This is a genomic window from Pseudomonas sp. ICBG1301 (genome assembly GCF_016918385.1).
In the GTDB taxonomy this organism is placed as follows: Bacteria; Pseudomonadota; Gammaproteobacteria; order Pseudomonadales; family Pseudomonadaceae; genus Aquipseudomonas; species Aquipseudomonas palleroniana.
In genome coordinates this window covers 175176-192468 of record NZ_JAEKGB010000008.1, presented here as the reverse complement: position 1 = coordinate 192468, position 17293 = coordinate 175176, and the positions used below count along the sequence as shown (strand labels likewise).

Here is a 17293-nt window from a genome sequence, read left to right as displayed (position 1 = left end):
GATCGTCAACTGGTGGTAAAGAACCGCGCATTATAGGGGGCATGCCCATGGGTTCCTAGCGTTGTGCATCGGGTGGCATGCTATAGTTCGCGCCCCCTTTTATATCCCCCGATGTGTTGTTTGCCCGCCATGACCAAACGTGAAGCTCCAATCTACAAGGTGATTTTCCTCAACCAGGGCCAGGTGTTCGAAATGTACGCCAAGCAGATCTATCAAAGTGATCTGTGGGGCTTCCTGGAAGTGGAAGAGTTCGTCTTTGGCGAGCGCACCCAGTTGGTCGTCGACCCGGGCGAGGAAAAGCTCAAGGCGCAGTTTGAAGGCGTGGTGCGCAGCTTTGTGCCGATGCATTCGATTGTGCGCATCGACGAGGTGGAGCGCCTGGGCACGCCGAAGATCAGCGAGGCCCGGGGCGTGGGCAATGTCATGCCGTTTCCGATGCCGATGCCTGAGAAATAAAGCGTGGTAGTGAGCGGGCTTGCCCCGCGCTGGGTGGCGAAGCCGCCCCAACAAGGACGCTGGTGTGTTTCAGGTAGACCGAGGCGCCTGGGTTTGGGGCGGCTTTGCCACCCAGCGCGGGACAAGCCCGCTCACTACAGGTTCTGATCAGGGGAGGGGGGAGAAGGGCGAGCGCCCATCGGCACTCTGCAATTCCTGCAGGTAATTGCGGAAGATCTGGCCCAGTACTTGGGTGGCTACTTCCAACTCATCACGCTGCATGTGTTCGGCGACTTCGTCGGCGGTGTCCAGCGCGTCTTCGGCGCCGTTGACCGCGGCCATTTTCAGCACGATATACGCCTGGACGTTATTGGCCGGTACGCCTTCGCCCTTGAAGAACATGTTGCCCAGCTGGAATTGCGCCTGGGCGTGGCCCTGCAACGAGGCTTTCTCGAAGTAGCTCAAGGCTTTGTTGAGGTCGCGGGCCGGATTTTTACTGTCGTGGTAATACTCACCCAACTCGTATTGCGCCTGCGCATCACCGCCGTCGGCCTGTTTCTGGCACGCGCTCAAGGCTTCGGCCTGGCTGTCTGGCTGTGTATTGAGGGTGCAACGACCCATCGCTGGGATTAACAACGAGTTGCCGCCTGCTTGTGCATGTGCCAGCAGCGGCTGAAGGAGCAACAGGCAGCCCAGTACCAGGGTGCGGCCGGTGCGTTTCATGGGAATCGACTTACCTCTGACGGGGCGCGTGGACCCTCGGGGAGTCCAATGAGCGCGCATTATGAAATAAGCAGGCCCCTGCTTACAAAGTCTTTACTCGATTTTCTGCTGCGAGGGCAAGTTATCTGCCGGATTGCAGGGAGATTCTCGAAAAAACTAGGAAAAGTCTGTAGGCAAAGTAGTAAATCAGGCGTCGCCCAAGGCAACGCCTGACGTGTTGTCACTGTTATTTCAACGCGGCGAAGGCACGCTCGGCAGCATCCAGGGTCAGTTTCAGCTCGGCTTCGCCATGGGCGATCGAAGTGAAGCCGGCTTCAAAGGCGCTCGGAGCCAGGTACACACCGCCTTCCAGCATCAGGTGGAAGAAGCGTTTGAACAGGTCGGCATCGCTGCCCATGACGTCATCGAAGGTGACGATGTCGTCGGCACCGCTGAAGTACAGGCCGAACATGCCGCCCGCCTGAGTGGTGACAAACGGGATGCCCGCGGCATCGGCGCGCAGTTGCAGGCCGTCCAGCAGGCGCGTGGTGTAGTCGGTCAGCTCGGCGTGGAAGCCTGGGCGGCTGATCAGGCGCAGGGTGGTCAGGCCGGCCGCCATCGCCAACGGGTTACCCGACAAGGTGCCGGCCTGGTACACCGGGCCCAACGGTGCGATGTGCTGCATGATTTCGCGTTTGCCGCCGAAGCAGCCTACTGGCATGCCGCCACCAATGATCTTGCCGAAGGTGCTCAAGTCCGGCGTGACGCCGTAGTAGGCCTGGGCGCCGCCGAGCGCGACTCGGAAACCGGTCATCACTTCATCAAAGATCAGCACCACACCATGTTTGTCGCACTGTTCGCGCAAGCCTTCGAGGAAGCCTGGCGCCGGTGGTACGCAGTTCATGTTGCCGGCCACCGGTTCGACGATGATGCACGCCACGTCTTGGCCGACTTCATTGAGCATCTGCTCGACGGCGGCGATGTCGTTGAACGGCAGGGTCAGGGTGTGTTTGGCGAACGCCGCCGGTACGCCGGCCGAGCTTGGCACACCTTGGGTCAGCAGGCCGGAACCGGCTTTCACCAGCAGGCTGTCGGAGTGGCCGTGGTAGCAGCCTTCGAACTTGATGATGCTGTCGCGGCCGGTAAAGCCACGGGCCAGGCGGATCGCGCTCATGGTGGCTTCGGTGCCCGAGCTGACCATGCGCACCATCTCCATGGATGGCACGATGGCACACACCAGGTCGGCCATCTCGGTCTCCATGGCGGTCGGCGCGCCATAGGACAGGCCGTGTTCCAGTTGCTTGCGCACGGCGTCGAGTACGTCCGGGTGGCTGTGGCCGAGGATCATCGGGCCCCAGGAACCCACGTAATCCACATAGCGTTTGTCATCTTCGTCGGTGACGTAGGCGCCTTCAGCATGCTTGAAGAACAGTGGCGTGCCACCCACGCTCTTGAACGCACGCACGGGGGAGTTCACACCGCCGGGGATGTGTTTCTGGGCATTGGCAAACAGCGTTTCGGAACGGGACATGTCGGGGCTCTCTGAATTCAGGTGTGTTGTCTATTTAAGGCGCAGAAGGTCGTTGAATGCGCGGGCGCGGCGCGTGACTTCCTGGGTGCTTTCGGCACCGAACAGGCCATGCACCACGGCCAGCAGGTCGGCACCGTGGGCCACCAGTGGTTCGGCGTTTTCCAGGGTGATGCCGCCGATTACGCAGATCGGCAACTGCAACCGGGTGCGGGCCTGGGCGAGCATTTCGACGGTGGCAGCGGGGGCGCCAGGCTTGGTATTGGAATTGAAGAAACGGCCGAAAGCGACGTAGCTTGCGCCTTCCCTGGCGGCCTGCTCCGCCAGTTCGATCTGGCTGTGGCAGGTGGCGCCGATAATCGCCTTGGAACCCAGCAGGGCGCGGGCAGGGGTCAGCGGGCCGTCGGTCTGGCCCAGATGCACGCCGACGCCCAGGCGTGCGGCCAATTCGGCGTCGTCATTGATAATCAGCTGGGTCTTGTAGCGCGAGCACAGCTCTCGCAGCTTCTCGGCTTCGCGCAGGCGCCGTGCTTCGTCGCTGCTTTTGTCGCGGTATTGCAACAGGCTCACACCGCCTTCCAACGCCGCTTCGACGTAGGCGAGGAATTTGCCGGCCAACAGTTGGCTGTCGGTTATGGCATACAGGCCACGTAGTTTCATCGGGCAGGCCTCTTGCTTTTAAGGACGAAAAGTTACGAGCAGAAATCCAGCGGCAGCCGGCGCGGCACGAACTGGCCCTGGCCGAGTTGTTCGGCGTCGCGCAGGGTCCGCCAAGTGTAGTTGAGCGCCGATTGCACGGCACTGGCCAAGCCTTCGCCCTGGGCGATGCGGCCGGCCAGCGCACTGGCCAGCGTGCAACCCGAGCCGTGATAACTGCCGGGCAAGCGCTGGCAGGTAAAGGTCTGGCGGCTGCCGTCACGGCTGTACAGGCGGTTGTGCACTTCGTGCTCGTCGCCATGGCCGCCGGTGATCAGCAGGTGCTTGATATAGGGCAACAGCTTCTCGGCGCATTCGTCCGCCGTCCCCTCAGGCAACTCGGCGAGGATGCGCGCTTCAGGCAGGTTCGGCGTGGCGATCAGCGACAGCGGCAACAGGCGCTCACGCATCGCATAGCCGACTTCGTCCTTGCCCAGGCTGCCACCACCGCCGGCGCGCAGCACCGGGTCGCACACCACTGGCAGGTGCGGATGCGCCTGTAGCAGTTCGACCACGGTGTCGACCATTGCGATGGAGCCCAGCATGCCCAGTTTGACCGACGCCACTTCGGAGTCGCCGAGCACGGCATTGGCCTGGGCCAGCACCCATTCGCGGTCGAGCACGCGGAAATCACTGACGTTGACCGTGTTCTGCACGGTCAACGCGGTGACGGCCGGGGCCGCATGGCAGCCTTGGGCGAGCAGGGCTTCGATATCTGCCTGCAAGCCGGCGCCACCACTGGGGTCGTGGCCGGAGAGACAGAGGACAACGGGACGAGAGCTGTAGATATTCATGGTGCGCGAGCTTACCACCAAACGCTTTTGGCGTGGCTGTCGGGCGTGGGGGGAATTAATGGCTTGAAAACCTCCTGGATATTCCCCGCCAACGATCTGACTGAGCCGATGAAAAAGCGCTGAAAGCCTCGTGATAGAGGCTTTCAAAAAATTATTTCAATAGTGTCTAATGGCCTTTACTGGCTATGCTAGAGTGGATTCAAACAACTCACGGTATCGCCGGTGTACGTCTACTCAAAAGGAATGGGGGGCTTTTGACATAACCGGACAGTCCACGCTGGGGCTCTATGCGCTATTTGCTGATCTTATTGTTGTGCGGGTTGCCGCTGCTCGCCAACGCCGTCGACTTCGATCAGGAGACTCGAAGCCTGCCGCTGGGCCGGGTCATGCAAGTGCTCGAAGACCCCACGGATGCCCTCACCATCGCCGAAGTCAGTTCCCCGGCTTACGCTGCCCAGTTCAAGACCCATGACAAAGCCACCCTCAATGCCGGCTATTCACGCTCGGTGTTCTGGCTCAAGGTCGACCTGCATTACCTCGCCCAAGACCCTCGCGCCCCGCGTGGCTGGTTTCTGGAACTGGCCTATCCGCCGCTCAACCATGTGGACCTGTACCAGAAGGACGGCACCGGTCACTACCGCCTGACGGCGCGCACGGGCAGCGCCCTGCCGTTTTCCAGCCGTGAGGTCCGCCAGAGCAACTACCTGTTCAAGCTCAACTTCGTGCCCGACCAGCAGGAAACCGTCTATCTGCGCCTGCAAAGTGAAGGTTCGATCCAGGCGCCGCTGACACTGTGGTCCGGCACCGCCTACCTGGAACAGCAACCACTGCGCCTTTACGTGCTCGGGGCCATCTATGGCGTATTGCTGGGGATGCTGGTCTACAACCTGTTCATCTACTTGAGCGTGCGCGACACCAGCTACCTCTATTACATCCTCTACATTGCCTCGTTCGGCCTCTATCAGCTGGCGGTCAATGGCGTGGCGATGGAGTATTTCTGGCCGAACAGCCCGTGGTGGGCGAATGCGGCGGTGCCGTTCCTGATCGGCTCGGCAGCGCTGTTCGGCAGCCTGTTCGCACGCAGCTTCCTGCACACGGCGCAGCACAGCCGCTGGCTTGATCGTCTGTTGCTGGCGTTGGCGGCCTGCGGCGCGGTGGTGATGGTGCTGGCGCTGCTGACCAGCTATGCACTGGCCTTGCGCCTGGCGACCGGCCTGGCGCTGGTGTTTACCGTGACCATCTTTTTCACGGCCATCAAGGCCTGGTTCTGTGGCCAGCGCATGGCGCGTTATTTCATCATTGCCTGGTCGGCGTTCCTGTTGGGCGGGGTGGTCAACACGATGATGGTGCTGGGCTACCTGCCCAATGTGTTCCTGACCATGTACGCCAGCCAACTCGGCTCGGCCATTGAGGTGGCGTTGCTGTCCCTGGCCCTGGCCGATCGCATCAACGGCATGCGTGAGCAACAGGCGCAAATCCTCTTCGATGCCAGCCAGAAGCTCGAAGTGCTCAACCAGCAATTGGCCCGCAGCAACCGTCTCAAGGATGAATTCCTCGCCACGCTGACCCACGAGTTGCGTACGCCGATGAATGGCGTGATCGGTTCCCTGGAGCTGATGCACACCGTGCCGCTGGACGATGACTTGGCGCAGTACCAGCAAACGGCTGCCGGCTCGGCGCGGGACATGATGCGCATGGTCAACGGCATCCTCACCTTGACCGAGCTGCAAGCCGGGCGCCTCACCGCTCAGCCCCAGGTATTCAGCCTGCGCGGCACCCTGGATACTTTGCGCCAGCAGTTCAGCGCCAGCGCCCAGAGCAAGGGGCTGGCGTTTTCCATCGATGTCGCCGATGAACTGCCGGACCGCATGATCGGTGACGCGGGCAAACTCACTCAGTGCCTGGATTGCCTGTTGGACAATGCCTTCAAGTTCACCCACGAAGGCAGTGTGCGTTTGCGCGTGGTGGGCGTGCCCCATGCGGATGGCGGGTTGCGCTTGAGCTTTATCGTAACCGACACCGGCGTGGGCTTCGCCTTTCTGGACGAGGCCACGCTGTACCAACGCTTCTTCCAACTCGATGGTTCGACCACCCGCGAATACGGCGGCCTGGGTATTGGCTTGGCGATTTGCCGGCAGTTGATCGAGTTGCTGGGCGGGCGTCTGACCCACCATTCCGAGCCGCGTAAAGGCAGCCGGTTCCAGTTGGAGATGGAAGTCGGCGCGGCGCCGTCTGAACTGAAAGTGCCGTCTGAACCGAAAGTCGCCCTCGACAGGCAGCGTGCTCCTCAGGATTGCGCGGTGCTGTTGGTGGACGACAACAGCGTGGGCCAACTGGCGGTACGCGGGATGTTGCTCAAGCTCGGTTACCGGGTGAAAACCGCAGACAGTGGCGCGTCAGCCCTGGCGCTCCTGCAAGACGAAACCTTCGATGCCGTGTTGCTGGATGTGCCCGAAGGTGGTTTCTCATTGTGCTGTCAGATCCGTGCCTTGCCGGGGTGCGGTGAGTTGCCGGTGATTGCCCTGAGTACCTCGTTGCAGGTGCCGGAACGTGAGCGTTGCCACGGTGTCGGCGTCAGCGACCGCCTGTCAAAACCCGTGCGCTTCGACGCTTTGCAGGCGGTGCTGGAGCGGCGTGTGCTGTGCTCGGTAGAGGGCGAAAGCGCCGGACATTCGGCGTTTATGCCACTTTTTAAAGGCCGATGACGGTGCTTAACTGAAACTTCGGCCCTACCGGTAGGCAGCGTGCAGGAGCGAGCAAGCTCGCTCCTGTAAACCGCCTTGATCGACGTGGCCTTTATTTCAGGAGGCCCGCCATGAACCTGCACTCGTTCGCCGAAACCCACGACGTCACCAACCAGCCGCCCTCCCTGGACGGTACCAACCTCTACCGCGTCGACTTGCCCCTGCAAGAATGGTCGCGGCGTTTCGGCGCCGGCTGGGCGCAGACACGTATCGATGCTTACGGTGCGCTGGCCGGTGGCCCGTTGATGGAAGCCGGGTTCCTGGCCAACCAGAACAAGCCGGTGTTCAACAGCCATGACCGTTATGGTCATCGCATCGACCTGGTTGAATTTCACCCGGCTTATCATGAACTGATGCGCACCGCCGTCGAACATGGCCTGCCGTCGCTGCCGTGGGCCCATCCGCAGCCCGGTGCCCATGTGGCCCGCGCGGCGATGACCTACCTGCACAGCCAGGCCGAAGCCGGCACCGGTTGCCCACTGACCATGACCTTCGCCTGCGTGCCGGCGCTGCGCCTGCAACCGGACCTGGCGCAGACCTGGCTGCCCAAAGTGCTCAATACCCAATACGACCCGCGCAATGTCGGCATCGCCCACAAGGGCGGTGTCACCATCGGCATGGCCATGACCGAAAAACAGGGTGGCACCGATGTGCGCGCCAACACCACCCGTGCCTACCCGGTGGGCGCGGGCGGCCCCGGGCAAGCCTATGAACTGGTGGGGCACAAGTGGTTCTGCTCGGCACCGATGTGCGACGCGTTCCTGACCCTGGCCCAGACCGACAAGGGGCTCACCTGTTTCCTGCTGCCCAGACACCGCCCGGATGACACGCGCAACGAGTTCTACATCCAGCGTCTGAAAAACAAACTCGGCAACTGCTCCAATGCGTCCAGCGAAGTGGAGTTTCGCGGCGCCCTGGCCTGGATGATCGGCGAGGAGGGGCGTGGCGTGCCGACCATCATCGAGATGGTCGCCATGACTCGCTTCGATTGCATGGTCGGCTCCAGTGCCCTGATGCGCCAGGCGCTGACCCAGGCCAGCCATCATTGCGCCCATCGCTCGGTCGGCGGCCGCGTGCTCAGCGAGCAACCGCTGATGCAAAACGTACTGGCCGACCTGGCCCTGGAGAGCGAAGCCTCCCTGGCATTGAGCCTGCGCATGGGGCGGGCATTGGACCATCTCGCTGACGAGCAGGAAGCCAAGTTCGCCCGGCTGGTCACGGCGGTGGGCAAATATTGGATCTGCAAGCGTGCGCCGGCGATGATCAACGAAGCGGCCGAATGCATGGGCGGCGCCGGGTATGTGGAGGACAGCATCCTGCCGCGTCTGTACCGCGAGGCACCGGTGAATTCGACGTGGGAAGGTTCGGGCAATGTGCAGTGCCTGGACGTGCTGCGGGCGTTGTCCAAAGAGCCGGGCGTGCTGGAGGGACTGTTCGTCGAACTGGGCAGCGGTCACGGCGATAAACAACTGGCGCGGCATATCGAACAGTTGAAGACGGCGTTCATGGACACCCAGGATATCCAGTACCGCGCACGGCAACTGACCGAGGATATCGCCCTGGCCTTACAGGCAAAGCTGTTGCTGGAAGCGGGGAATGCGGCGGTCAGTGATGGGTTTATCGCCAGCCGGCTGGGGGCATCGTCCGGCCGCGTGTATGGCACCTTGCCGCGAGGGGTGGAGGTCGAGGCGATTGTTGCGCGTTCCACGCCAGCCCTTTGATGCGCTCGGTCAAGCCCACACATTTTGCTCGCATTTCAATCCTTGGTTTCCGTCCAGCAGGGATACAGGCAAGATAAAGGCCTGCAAGTCAGAACACAGGATGCTTACCGTGACCGAAGCTTTTGTTGTCGTTCAAACCGCTGAAGAAGCCGTGGACCGGCTGGCGGCTCTGCATGAGCGCGCTACCGGCGCGCTCAATCAGGCTCTCAAGCAATACCTCAAGAACCGCGTCGAACCCGACGCCGAACAACGCGCACTGTTTCGCTACCCGGAACTGCGCCTGACCTATCACTGCCACGGTGAAGTCCCACAGACCACCCGGGCATATGCCAAGGTCCAGCTGCCGGGAACCTACAGCGTTACCGTCACCCATCCTGCGGCGTTCCGTAAGTATCTGCTGGAGCAACTGGTGCCGCTGATGCACGACTTCACCGTGACGGTGGAAGTGGGCGTCAGCCAGCAGAACATCCCTTACCCGTACGTGGTGGAGCAGGGCGACGAACTGGCCGGCTCCGGCGTTACCGCTGCGACCCTGGCTCGCGTATTCCCCAGCACCGACCTGTCCGCCGCCACCGACGGCATTGCCGATGGCCTCTACGATTGGGAAAACACCGACCCGCTGCCTCTGGCACTGTTCGATGCGGCCCGCGTGGACTTTTCCCTGCGTCGCCTGGTGCACTACACCGGTAGCGACTGGCGCCATGTGCAGCCGTGGATTCTGCTGACCAACTACCATCGCTATGTTGACCAGTTCATCGTGCATGGCCTGGAGCAACTGCGCAGCGACCCGCGCTTTATCCGCATGGTGCTGCCGGGCAACGTGGTGATCGACAAGAGCATGGATCACGGCGAAGCCTCGGCGATTGCCGCCGGTGTGGTCTGGCACCGCTATCAGATGCCGGCCTACCACTTGCAGGCCGCTGACGGCCACGGCGTGACCCTGGTGAACATTGGCGTCGGCCCGTCCAACGCCAAGAACATCACCGACCACCTGGCTGTGCTGCGCCCTCATTGCTGGCTGATGATCGGCCACTGCGGCGGCCTGCGCCAATCCCAGACCATCGGCGACTACGTACTGGCCCACGCCTATATGCGCCGCGACGGGATTCTCGACCGCGTCGTGCCGCCGAACATTCCGATCCCGGCCCTGGCCGAAGTGCAACTGGCGTTGCAGCAGGCCGCGGCGAATGTCACCGGCGAGAAAGGCGAAGAGCTGAAAAAACGCCTGCGCACCGGCACCGTGCTGACCTACGACGACCGCAACTGGGAACTGCGTTGGGCCCAGGAACGGCCGCTGATCAACCTGTCCCGCGCCGTGGCGGTGGACATGGAAAGCGGCACCATTGCCGCCCAGGGCTACCGCTTGCGTGTGCCTTACGGCACCTTGCTGTGTGTGTCGGACAAACCGTTGCACAGTGAGATCAAGCTGCCAGGTTCGGCCAACGCGTTCTACGAGCGTGCGGTCAGCCAGCACTTGAAGATCGGCATCGAGGCGGTCGACCTGTTGCGCACCGAGCTCAACTCGCTGCACTCGCGCAAGCTGCGCAGCTTCGACGAACCACCGTTCCGCTAAGCGGTTGGGATGGTCATTTAGCGGTCAGGCCACTAGCATTGTCGGTCCTGACCGTTAGATGTTCTTTTTGCCATGTCCCGTCCCACTCGCCCCGATTCGCGCCGCCCTGGCGTGAAACCTCCGTATACCGCTGCGCGGCGTGTCGCCAAGGCGCCCCCGGCCGAGCCGAAGCTGATCCTGTTCAATAAGCCGTTCGATGTACTGACCCAGTTCAGCGACGAAGGCGGGCGTGCGACCCTCAAGGACTTTATCGACATCCCCGGTATCTACCCGGCCGGTCGCCTGGACCGTGACAGCGAGGGGTTGTTGTTGCTGACCAACGATGGGCAACTGCAGGCGCGGATTGCCGACCCCAAGCATAAGCTGGCGAAAACCTACTGGGTGCAAGTCGAAGGCGAGCCAACGCCAGAGCAGCTGCAACGCCTGCGTGACGGCGTGGAGCTTAACGACGGCATGACCCTGCCCGCCGAAGCGCGCCAATTGGATGAGCCCCAGTTGTGGCCACGCAACCCACCGGTACGCTTTCGCAAAAGCGTGCCGACGTCGTGGCTGGAGTTGGTGATTCGCGAAGGCCGCAACCGCCAAGTGCGGCGCATGACGGCGGCGGTTGGGTTGCCGACCTTGCGCCTGGTGCGGGTACGCATTGGCGGCTGGTCGATCGATGGCCTGGATCAAGGCCAGTGGAAGGAAGTGCCGGCGCGTTTATAGGGCGCCGGATTCGATCAGGCCGATCACCACGCTTTTGATGATGAACGCCGCCACGCCCAGCCCCAGTACGAAAAACAGGATGAACGAGCCAAAGCGACCGGCTTTGGACTTCTTCGCGAGGTCCCAGACGATAAAACCCATGAAAATAATCAGGACAGTGACCAGGCCGGTCATCATCCATTCTTCAAACAGGGCGGGGTCGATGTTGTTCATGGGGATTTTTCCGACAGTGAAGGCGGCGAGTATACGGCAGCGCTACTGACGCAATATTGACCTGGATCGAAGTCCGTTCCAACTGTGGGAGGGGGCAAGCCCCCTCCCACAGTTGGAACGCCATTGTTCTTGGGGTCAGGTGCGCAGGTGGGTCAGGGGCAGTTCGGTGCTGTTCAACACCTGGTTCAGCACAAAGCTCGACCGCACGCTGGTCACGCCTTCGATGCGGGTCAGGTGGCCCAGCAGCAATTTTTGATAGTGGTCCATATCCGGCACCACGACTTTCAATTGATAGTCCGCATCCATCCCGGTCACCAGGCTGCATTCCAGCACCTGGGGCAGGGTGCGGATGGCCGCTTCGAAGTTCTCGAAACGCTCTGGCGTGTGACGGTCCATGCCGATCAATACATAGGCTGTGAGGCTCAGGCCCAGCATCTTGCGGTCGAGCAAGGCGACCTGGCGGGCAATGTAGCCGTCGTCTTCCAATTGCTTGACCCGGCGAGAGCAGGGCGACGGTGACAGGCCGATGCGCTCGGCCAACTCCTGATTGGAGATCCTCGCGTCGCGCTGCAATTCCGCCAAAATACTCAGGTCGTATCGGTCAAGCTTGCTCATTGGGTTGGCCTTTGTCGTAACTATTGCGGTGAATTATCTATGAAGGGTTAAAAATTGCGCAAGCACTGTTTATTGACGCAATCTTCGCAATCATCTGTCGGGCACACGCGGGTATCGTTATCAACAGAATCACCGCCTGGACAACAGTCCACTCCCAGCGAGCCCAATCAGGCACGCTGCGGCCGCCGCCCCAGCAGGGTTGAGCCGGCCTCCAGGCTGCACACTGTCTACCAGACGGCGTGAGGTGAGCCAACGTCAAAAGCGTTGAGCCAGGACAAAATTCTCAAGGGGTGGCCGACGGGTCGCCCCTTTTTCTTTGCCTTGAGAAAATTGTTCTCGTGACTGATAACCTGTCTCAGAACCGGGTGAGGCTTTTCCAGTCTCATATATGAGGCCGGGTATCCAGGCCCTAATCCGCAGTGAGGAATAGCATGAAACGCATCTGGCGTTTGGCAGGTGTAGGTTTGCTGATGGTCACCGTCAGCGCGCAAGTGATGGCTGATGACCCCCGTTCTGAAGGCGGCGGCCAACATGAAAGAGGGCCGGAGGGTGGGCGGCAGGGCAACGAACCGCCCCGCCCGCAAAACAACCAGCCCCGTCCACAGAATCAACATTTCGAGAACAATGCGCCGCGCCCGCAAAACGAGCATTTCGAGCGTGGCGAGCAGCAGGGGCACGGGCAGTGGCAAGGCCGGCCGCAAGGCGCCGAATCGCCTCGGCCAGCGCCGCAGCCTGCGAATAACCTGCCGATCCAGGGGCGCCCGGACACCGTTCGGCAAACCCAGGAGCCGCGCCAGGGTTACTATCAGGACATCCCACGGCGTAATGACGGCAATCCGCACTGGCAGCCCGGTAATGGCCCCGGGCCGCGTCCCGGTGGCGGTTTCAACAATGGCCGCCCCGATGACCACCGCTGGCCAGGCCGCCCCGATGGGCACGGCAACGGCTGGGGCCCAGGCCCGCAATACCGACCGGGCTATGTCGTCGACCGTTTCCCCGAGCGTAATTACCGCGTTCCCTACCGTGGCCAGGATTATTTCTACTCTGGTGGCTATTGGTATCGCCCGCAAGGCCCGCGTTATGTGGTGGTAACGCCGCCGTACGGTATCCGCGTGCAATACCTGCCGGATTACGCACGGGAAGTGTGGGTGGGCAGTGCGCTGTTCTTCCTCGCGGCCGGCGCCTATTACACCTACGAAAGCAGCACCCAGCAGTACGTGGTGGTGCAACCGCCGACCCAAGTGCCGACGCCGCCGCCGGCGCCACAGGGCAATGGTTACGACGTGGTGGCCTACCCGGCCAACGGCCAGTCACCGGGCCAGGTGCAACAGGATGGTTATGACTGCTATCGCTGGGCGGTGCAGCAAAGCGGTTTTGATCCGCAGGCGGTGACCTACGCCCCGGCGCCTGCGGTGGTGCAAACCTACCGTCAGGCCCAGGGCAACTGCCTGAGCAGTCGCGGTTATCAGGTGCAGTATTAGGTTTTATTGCCAGTGACCACTTCCCGCGGGTCGGCGTGCACCAGCACTTCGGCACGCGGGTAGGCTTGGTGAATGGCGTCGGCGGCTTGATCGCTGATGCCATGGGCGACTGACAGCGTCAATTCCCCCGGCAATTCCAGATGCAACTGCACGAACCAGTGGCTGCCGGAGATTCGCGTGCGCAAGTCATGGGCGCCCAATACACCGGGGACGCCACGGGCCAGTTCCAGCATGTGCTGGCTCACGTCCGGTGGCAGTTCCTCGTCCATCAATACCGCAAAGCTCTCCCGAGCGATCTGGATGGCGCTCCACAAGATGTAGGCGGCAATGCCCAGGCCGAACCAGGCGTCGACCTGATGGTAACCAAAACCCGCCAACACCAGCGCCACCAGGATGCTGCCGTTGAGCATCAAGTCCGAGCGGTAGTGCAGCGAGTCGGCGCGTACCGCGTTGGAGCCGGTTTCACGGATGACCCGGTGTTGCAGCATCAGCAGCGCCACCGTCATCAACAGCGAAAAGACGATCACCCCGATGCTCAACCACGGCGCGCCGACGGGTTCCGGATGCTGCAAGCGCTGGTACGCCTGGAACGCGATCAACACCGCGCTGCCGGCGATAAACAGCGCCTGGGCCATGCCCGACAGCGATTCCGCCTTGCCGTGCCCATAACGGTGGTCGTCATCGGCCGGGCGCAGCGCGTAATGCACGGCGAGCAAATTCAGCAGCGAGGTCACGCCATCGAGCAGCGAGTCGGTCAACCCGGCGAGCATGCTCACCGAGCCGCTGAACCACCAGGCGATGGCCTTGGTGATAATCAGCGCGGAGGCCACGCCCACTGAAGCGCGGGTGGCCAGGCGCAGGAGCCTGGCGTGTTCAGGACTGCTGGTCATGGACGATCCTTAGGCAGCGGGTTGCAGGCCCAGGGCGGCCAGTTGTTGCACGCTGCCCTTGAACTGGATCAGACGCGGGTCATCCAGTGGCAGGCTGCGCCCGGTTTCTTGCTGGATGATGGTTTGCAGCTTGGCGTTGTCGACCTTGCCGTCTGCGCCAATGGCGTCGTGGAGTTTTGCCGGGTCAACCTGGGCGGTCTTGCCCGGTTCGAAGTAGATGGCGCCGGTGGCGAAGTCCACGCCGAACGCGATCAGGCCGGGGATTACATAGAACAGCAGGCCCACGGCGTCGAGCACGGCAATCGCCGGGTCGATCTTGCCGTCGATCTGGCCACGGCGGTCCGGGTAGAAGATCGAACCGCAGGCGGTCAGCTGGCTCAACAGGGTGACGGCGAGGACACCGCCGATGATGCGGGAAGCGATACGCATGGAAACTCTCCTGAACACGTTTTAAGGGTGAATATAAGCCAGTTTTGTCAGGCGACGATGATCAAGTGTGGGAGGGGGCTTGCTCCCGATGGCAATGTGTCAGGCAACTGCTTGGCTACTGACCCACTGCTATCGGGAGCAAGCCCCCTCCCACAGTTGACCGCGTCGACAGCCCAGAACCGTGGTGTTGTTGAGACCATCATCGGCATCCGGCAGTTCGCCGTTATACTCGCCGCTCTGTTCTGGAGCCAGTATGAATTCGTTGCCGATTGATGAAGTTTTACCCGCCCTGCGTGACGCCTTGGCGATTCGCCATGAAGCCGTGCTGGAAGCGCCGCCCGGCGCCGGTAAAACCACCCGCGTGCCCTTGGCCTTGTTGAACGAGCCGTGGCTGGCCGGGCAAACCATCCTGATGCTCGAACCCCGGCGCCTGGCCGCTCGCGCCGCGGCCGAACGCCTGGCCAGTGAGTTGGGTGAAAAAGTCGGCGAAACCGTCGGTTATCGCATTCGCCTGGACAGCAAGGTCGGCCCGAACACCCGTATCGAGGTCGTCACCGAAGGCATTCTCACCCGTCGCCTGCAGGACGATCCGGCACTGGAGGGCGTGGGCTTGCTGATCTTCGACGAATTCCACGAGCGCAGCCTCGATGCCGACCTGGCGCTGGCCCTGAGCCTCAATGGCCGCGAGCTGTTTCGTGATGAGCAGCCGCTGAAAATCCTGTTGATGTCGGCCACCCTCGAAGGTGAACGCCTGGCGAGCCTGCTCGATGATGCGCCGATCCTGCGCAGCGAAGGACGCATGTTCCCGGTGCAGGTGCGTTGGGGGCGGCCGTATCAGGCCGGTGAATTTATCGAGCCGCGTGTGCTGCAGACCATCCTTGAGGCCTTGCAGGACGAAGCCGGCAGTGTGCTGGTGTTCCTGCCGGGGCAGGCGGAAATTCGTCGGGTCAACCAGCAACTGGCGGACGCCCTGGGCGAGCGCAATGATGTGCTGCTCTGCCCGCTGCATGGCGAACTGGACCTCAACGCCCAACGCGCCGCCATCGACCCGGCGCCTGTCGGTAAACGCAAAGTGGTACTGGCTACCAACATCGCTGAGACCAGCTTGACGATTGACGGTGTGCGCGTAGTGATCGACGCCGGGTTGGCGCGGGTGCCGCGTTTCGACCCCGGCAGCGGCATGACCCGCCTCGACACCCAGCGCATCTCCCGCGCCAGTGCCACGCAGCGCGCCGGCCGGGCGGGGCGTCTGGAGCCGGGGGTGTGTTATCGGTTGTGGTCCGAGGATCAGCATGAAGGTTTGGCGGCGTATGGCAGCGCGGAAATCCTCGCGGCGGATCTCGCGGGCCTGGCCTTGCAACTGGCGCGTTGGGGCGTGGCCCCGACGCAACTGGTGTGGCTGGATGTGCCGCCGACCGCCGCCTATGCCCAGGCTCAGGACTTGCTGGTGCGCCTGGGAGCGCTGGAGGACGACAAGCTGACCCCGCATGGTCAGAAAATGGCCGAGTTGCCGGCGCATCCGCGTATCGCTCATTTATTGCTGCGTGGGCAGGACCTGGGCTTGGCGGCCACGGCCTGTGAGGTGGCCGCCCTGTTGGGCGAGCGCGATATCCTGCGCGGTGGCGGTGCCGATTTGCACAGTCGGTTGGCCTTGCTGTCCGGCGAAGAGCGCGCACGCGGCACCCAGGGTGGTGTGCAAAGAGCCAGGCAACTGGCCCGGCAGTACCGTGGTTATCTGCGCGGCAAGGCGACTCAGGCGGTGGCTGATCCCGACCACCCGCGCTGGCTCGGCGCCTTGCTGGCCCTGGCCTACCCGGACCGCGTCGCACAACAACGTCGCCCGGGTGGCGCCGAATACCGCCTGGCCAATGGGCGCGCCGCGCTGTTCGCCGAGGCTGACAGCCTGATGAAGCAACCTTGGCTGGTGATCGCCGACCTCGGCAGCCGCCAGGGCCAGCGGGAAGAACGCATCTACCTCGCGGCGGATTTCGACCCGGCGCTATTCGATACGGTATTGGCCGAACAAGTGCGCAACGTCGACCAGTTGGATTGGGACGAGCGCGAAGGCGTGCTGCGCGCCGAGCGCCAACGCAAAGTCGGCGAACTGGTGCTCAGCCGCGAGCCCCTGACCGGCCTGGATGAGTCCGCCCGCAGCCAGGCGTTGGTCAACCTCATCCGCCGCAAGGGGCTGGCGCTGTTGCCCTGGACCCCTGAGCTGCGTCAATGGCAGGCCCGTGTCATGCTGCTGCGCCAGCTGGACGCTGGAAAAACCAGCGAATGGCCCGACCTTAGCGACAGTGCCTTGCTCGCCAGCCTGGAGCACTGGCTGATGCCGTACTTGGGCAAGGTCTCGCGCCTCAGTCACTTTTCCAATCTGGATATCTCCAGTTTCCTCCACAACCTGCTGCCCTGGCCGCTGCCCCAACGCCTGGACGAACTGGCACCGCAGCATGTGAAGGTGCCATCGGGTTCGTCGGTGCGACTGGACTACAGCGAACAGCCGCCGATCCTGGCGGTGCGCCTGCAGGAATTGTTCGGGTTGGCGGATACGCCGCGCATTGCCGGTGGGCGGCAGGTGGTGAAGCTGCACTTGTTGTCGCCTGCGCGGCGCCCGGTGCAGGTGACGCAGGACCTGGCGAACTTCTGGCGCAGCACCTATGCCGAGGTGAAGAAGGATTTGAAAGGGCGCTATCCAAAGCATTACTGGCCGGATGATCCATTGGTCGCCGAGGCGACGGCCCGGATCAAACCCCGCAAGTAGCAA

The 17293-nt window shown here is 62.5% G+C and carries 15 protein-coding genes; 7 read left to right on the top strand and 8 right to left on the bottom strand.

Annotated features, from left to right (window positions below):
- Positions 1 to 129: 129 nt before the first annotated feature.
- Positions 130 to 456, top strand: a complete 327-nt coding sequence (locus JBE38_RS20245; protein ID WP_040071161.1) for a DUF1820 family protein — start codon at positions 130 to 132, stop codon at positions 454 to 456.
- Positions 457 to 603: 147 nt separating this feature from the next.
- Here the strand turns inward: JBE38_RS20245 and JBE38_RS20240 are convergent, their stop codons facing one another.
- The 4 genes from JBE38_RS20240 to JBE38_RS20225 form a co-directional block, all read right to left on the bottom strand.
- Entirely contained in the window at positions 604 to 1158 is a 555-nt protein-coding gene (locus tag JBE38_RS20240; protein WP_090365663.1) for a tetratricopeptide repeat protein, read from the bottom strand.
- Between the two features lie 226 nt (positions 1159 to 1384).
- Complete coding sequence (hemL, locus tag JBE38_RS20235) at positions 1385 to 2668, bottom strand: glutamate-1-semialdehyde 2,1-aminomutase (protein WP_161548422.1); 1284 nt, start codon at positions 2666 to 2668, stop codon at positions 1385 to 1387.
- A gap of 30 nt (positions 2669 to 2698) precedes the next feature.
- Positions 2699 to 3325: a thiamine phosphate synthase gene (gene thiE, locus JBE38_RS20230; RefSeq protein WP_090365665.1), complete on the bottom strand. Its 627-nt coding sequence runs from the start codon at positions 3323 to 3325 to the stop codon at positions 2699 to 2701.
- Between the two features lie 32 nt (positions 3326 to 3357).
- Positions 3358 to 4155, bottom strand: coding sequence for a hydroxymethylpyrimidine/phosphomethylpyrimidine kinase (locus JBE38_RS20225; RefSeq protein ID WP_090365667.1), 798 nt, complete (start codon positions 4153 to 4155; stop codon positions 3358 to 3360).
- Between the two features lie 287 nt (positions 4156 to 4442).
- Between JBE38_RS20225 and JBE38_RS20220 the strand changes: the two genes are divergently transcribed.
- The 4 genes from JBE38_RS20220 to JBE38_RS20205 all read left to right on the top strand — a co-directional run bounded on the left by JBE38_RS20220 (position 4443) and on the right by JBE38_RS20205 (position 10901).
- Positions 4443 to 6860, top strand: a complete 2418-nt coding sequence (locus JBE38_RS20220; protein WP_205344989.1) for a hybrid sensor histidine kinase/response regulator — start codon at positions 4443 to 4445, stop codon at positions 6858 to 6860.
- Between the two features lie 110 nt (positions 6861 to 6970).
- The gene (locus tag JBE38_RS20215; RefSeq protein WP_205344988.1) at positions 6971 to 8620 is read left to right on the top strand and encodes an acyl-CoA dehydrogenase family protein; all 1650 of its coding nucleotides are present in this window, start codon (positions 6971 to 6973) and stop codon (positions 8618 to 8620) included.
- Positions 8621 to 8720: 100 nt separating this feature from the next.
- Positions 8721 to 10193, top strand: a complete 1473-nt coding sequence (amn, locus tag JBE38_RS20210) for an AMP nucleosidase (protein WP_161548420.1) — start codon at positions 8721 to 8723, stop codon at positions 10191 to 10193.
- 72 nt (positions 10194 to 10265) lie between these two features.
- Positions 10266 to 10901: a pseudouridine synthase gene (locus tag JBE38_RS20205; protein WP_240202557.1), complete on the top strand. Its 636-nt coding sequence runs from the start codon at positions 10266 to 10268 to the stop codon at positions 10899 to 10901.
- On the opposite strand, the gene JBE38_RS20200 is transcribed toward JBE38_RS20205, so the two are convergent.
- Positions 10896 to 11105, bottom strand: coding sequence for a DUF2788 domain-containing protein (locus JBE38_RS20200; RefSeq protein ID WP_032884769.1), 210 nt, complete (start codon positions 11103 to 11105; stop codon positions 10896 to 10898). The genes JBE38_RS20205 and JBE38_RS20200 overlap by 6 nt on opposite strands.
- Positions 11106 to 11249: 144 nt before the next feature.
- Positions 11250 to 11729, bottom strand: coding sequence for an Lrp/AsnC family transcriptional regulator (locus JBE38_RS20195; protein WP_003194418.1), 480 nt, complete (start codon positions 11727 to 11729; stop codon positions 11250 to 11252).
- Between the two features lie 431 nt (positions 11730 to 12160).
- Between JBE38_RS20195 and JBE38_RS20190 the strand changes: the two genes are divergently transcribed.
- A complete protein-coding gene (locus tag JBE38_RS20190) occupies positions 12161 to 13210 on the top strand; it encodes a DUF6515 family protein (RefSeq protein WP_090365673.1) in 1050 nt (349 codons plus the stop codon).
- Here JBE38_RS20190 and JBE38_RS20185 read toward each other — a convergent pair.
- The gene (locus JBE38_RS20185; RefSeq protein ID WP_090365674.1) at positions 13207 to 14100 is read right to left on the bottom strand and encodes a cation diffusion facilitator family transporter; all 894 of its coding nucleotides are present in this window, start codon (positions 14098 to 14100) and stop codon (positions 13207 to 13209) included. The two genes, JBE38_RS20190 and JBE38_RS20185, sit on opposite strands and share 4 nt — an antisense overlap.
- Positions 14101 to 14109: 9 nt before the next feature.
- Positions 14110 to 14529, bottom strand: a complete 420-nt coding sequence (locus JBE38_RS20180; RefSeq protein WP_090365676.1) for a polyribonucleotide nucleotidyltransferase — start codon at positions 14527 to 14529, stop codon at positions 14110 to 14112.
- A gap of 253 nt (positions 14530 to 14782) precedes the next feature.
- Here JBE38_RS20180 and hrpB point away from each other — a divergent pair, with 253 nt between their 5' ends.
- Positions 14783 to 17290 (top strand): ATP-dependent helicase HrpB, encoded by a 2508-nt coding sequence (gene hrpB, locus JBE38_RS20175; protein ID WP_205344987.1) that lies wholly within the window; start codon positions 14783 to 14785, stop codon positions 17288 to 17290.
- The last annotated feature ends 3 nt before the right edge of the window (positions 17291 to 17293 follow it).

Excerpts from the sequence above, each read along its gene's own strand:
- JBE38_RS20245 (WP_040071161.1), top strand. The coding sequence starts at position 130 with ATGACCAAACGTGAAGCTCCAATCTACAAGGTGATTTTCCTCAACCAG.
- JBE38_RS20240 (WP_090365663.1), bottom strand. The coding sequence starts at position 1,158 with ATGAAACGCACCGGCCGCACCCTGGTACTGGGCTGCCTGTTGCTCCTT.
- hemL (WP_161548422.1), bottom strand. The coding sequence starts at position 2,668 with ATGTCCCGTTCCGAAACGCTGTTTGCCAATGCCCAGAAACACATCCCC.
- thiE (WP_090365665.1), bottom strand. The coding sequence starts at position 3,325 with ATGAAACTACGTGGCCTGTATGCCATAACCGACAGCCAACTGTTGGCC.
- JBE38_RS20225 (WP_090365667.1), bottom strand. The coding sequence starts at position 4,155 with ATGAATATCTACAGCTCTCGTCCCGTTGTCCTCTGTCTCTCCGGCCAC.
- JBE38_RS20220 (WP_205344989.1), top strand. The coding sequence starts at position 4,443 with ATGCGCTATTTGCTGATCTTATTGTTGTGCGGGTTGCCGCTGCTCGCC.
- JBE38_RS20215 (WP_205344988.1), top strand. The coding sequence starts at position 6,971 with ATGAACCTGCACTCGTTCGCCGAAACCCACGACGTCACCAACCAGCCG.
- amn (WP_161548420.1), top strand. The coding sequence starts at position 8,721 with ATGCTTACCGTGACCGAAGCTTTTGTTGTCGTTCAAACCGCTGAAGAA.
- JBE38_RS20205 (WP_240202557.1), top strand. The coding sequence starts at position 10,266 with ATGTCCCGTCCCACTCGCCCCGATTCGCGCCGCCCTGGCGTGAAACCT.
- JBE38_RS20195 (WP_003194418.1), bottom strand. The coding sequence starts at position 11,729 with ATGAGCAAGCTTGACCGATACGACCTGAGTATTTTGGCGGAATTGCAG.
- JBE38_RS20190 (WP_090365673.1), top strand. The coding sequence starts at position 12,161 with ATGAAACGCATCTGGCGTTTGGCAGGTGTAGGTTTGCTGATGGTCACC.
- JBE38_RS20185 (WP_090365674.1), bottom strand. The coding sequence starts at position 14,100 with ATGACCAGCAGTCCTGAACACGCCAGGCTCCTGCGCCTGGCCACCCGC.
- JBE38_RS20180 (WP_090365676.1), bottom strand. The coding sequence starts at position 14,529 with ATGCGTATCGCTTCCCGCATCATCGGCGGTGTCCTCGCCGTCACCCTG.
- hrpB (WP_205344987.1), top strand. The coding sequence starts at position 14,783 with ATGAATTCGTTGCCGATTGATGAAGTTTTACCCGCCCTGCGTGACGCC.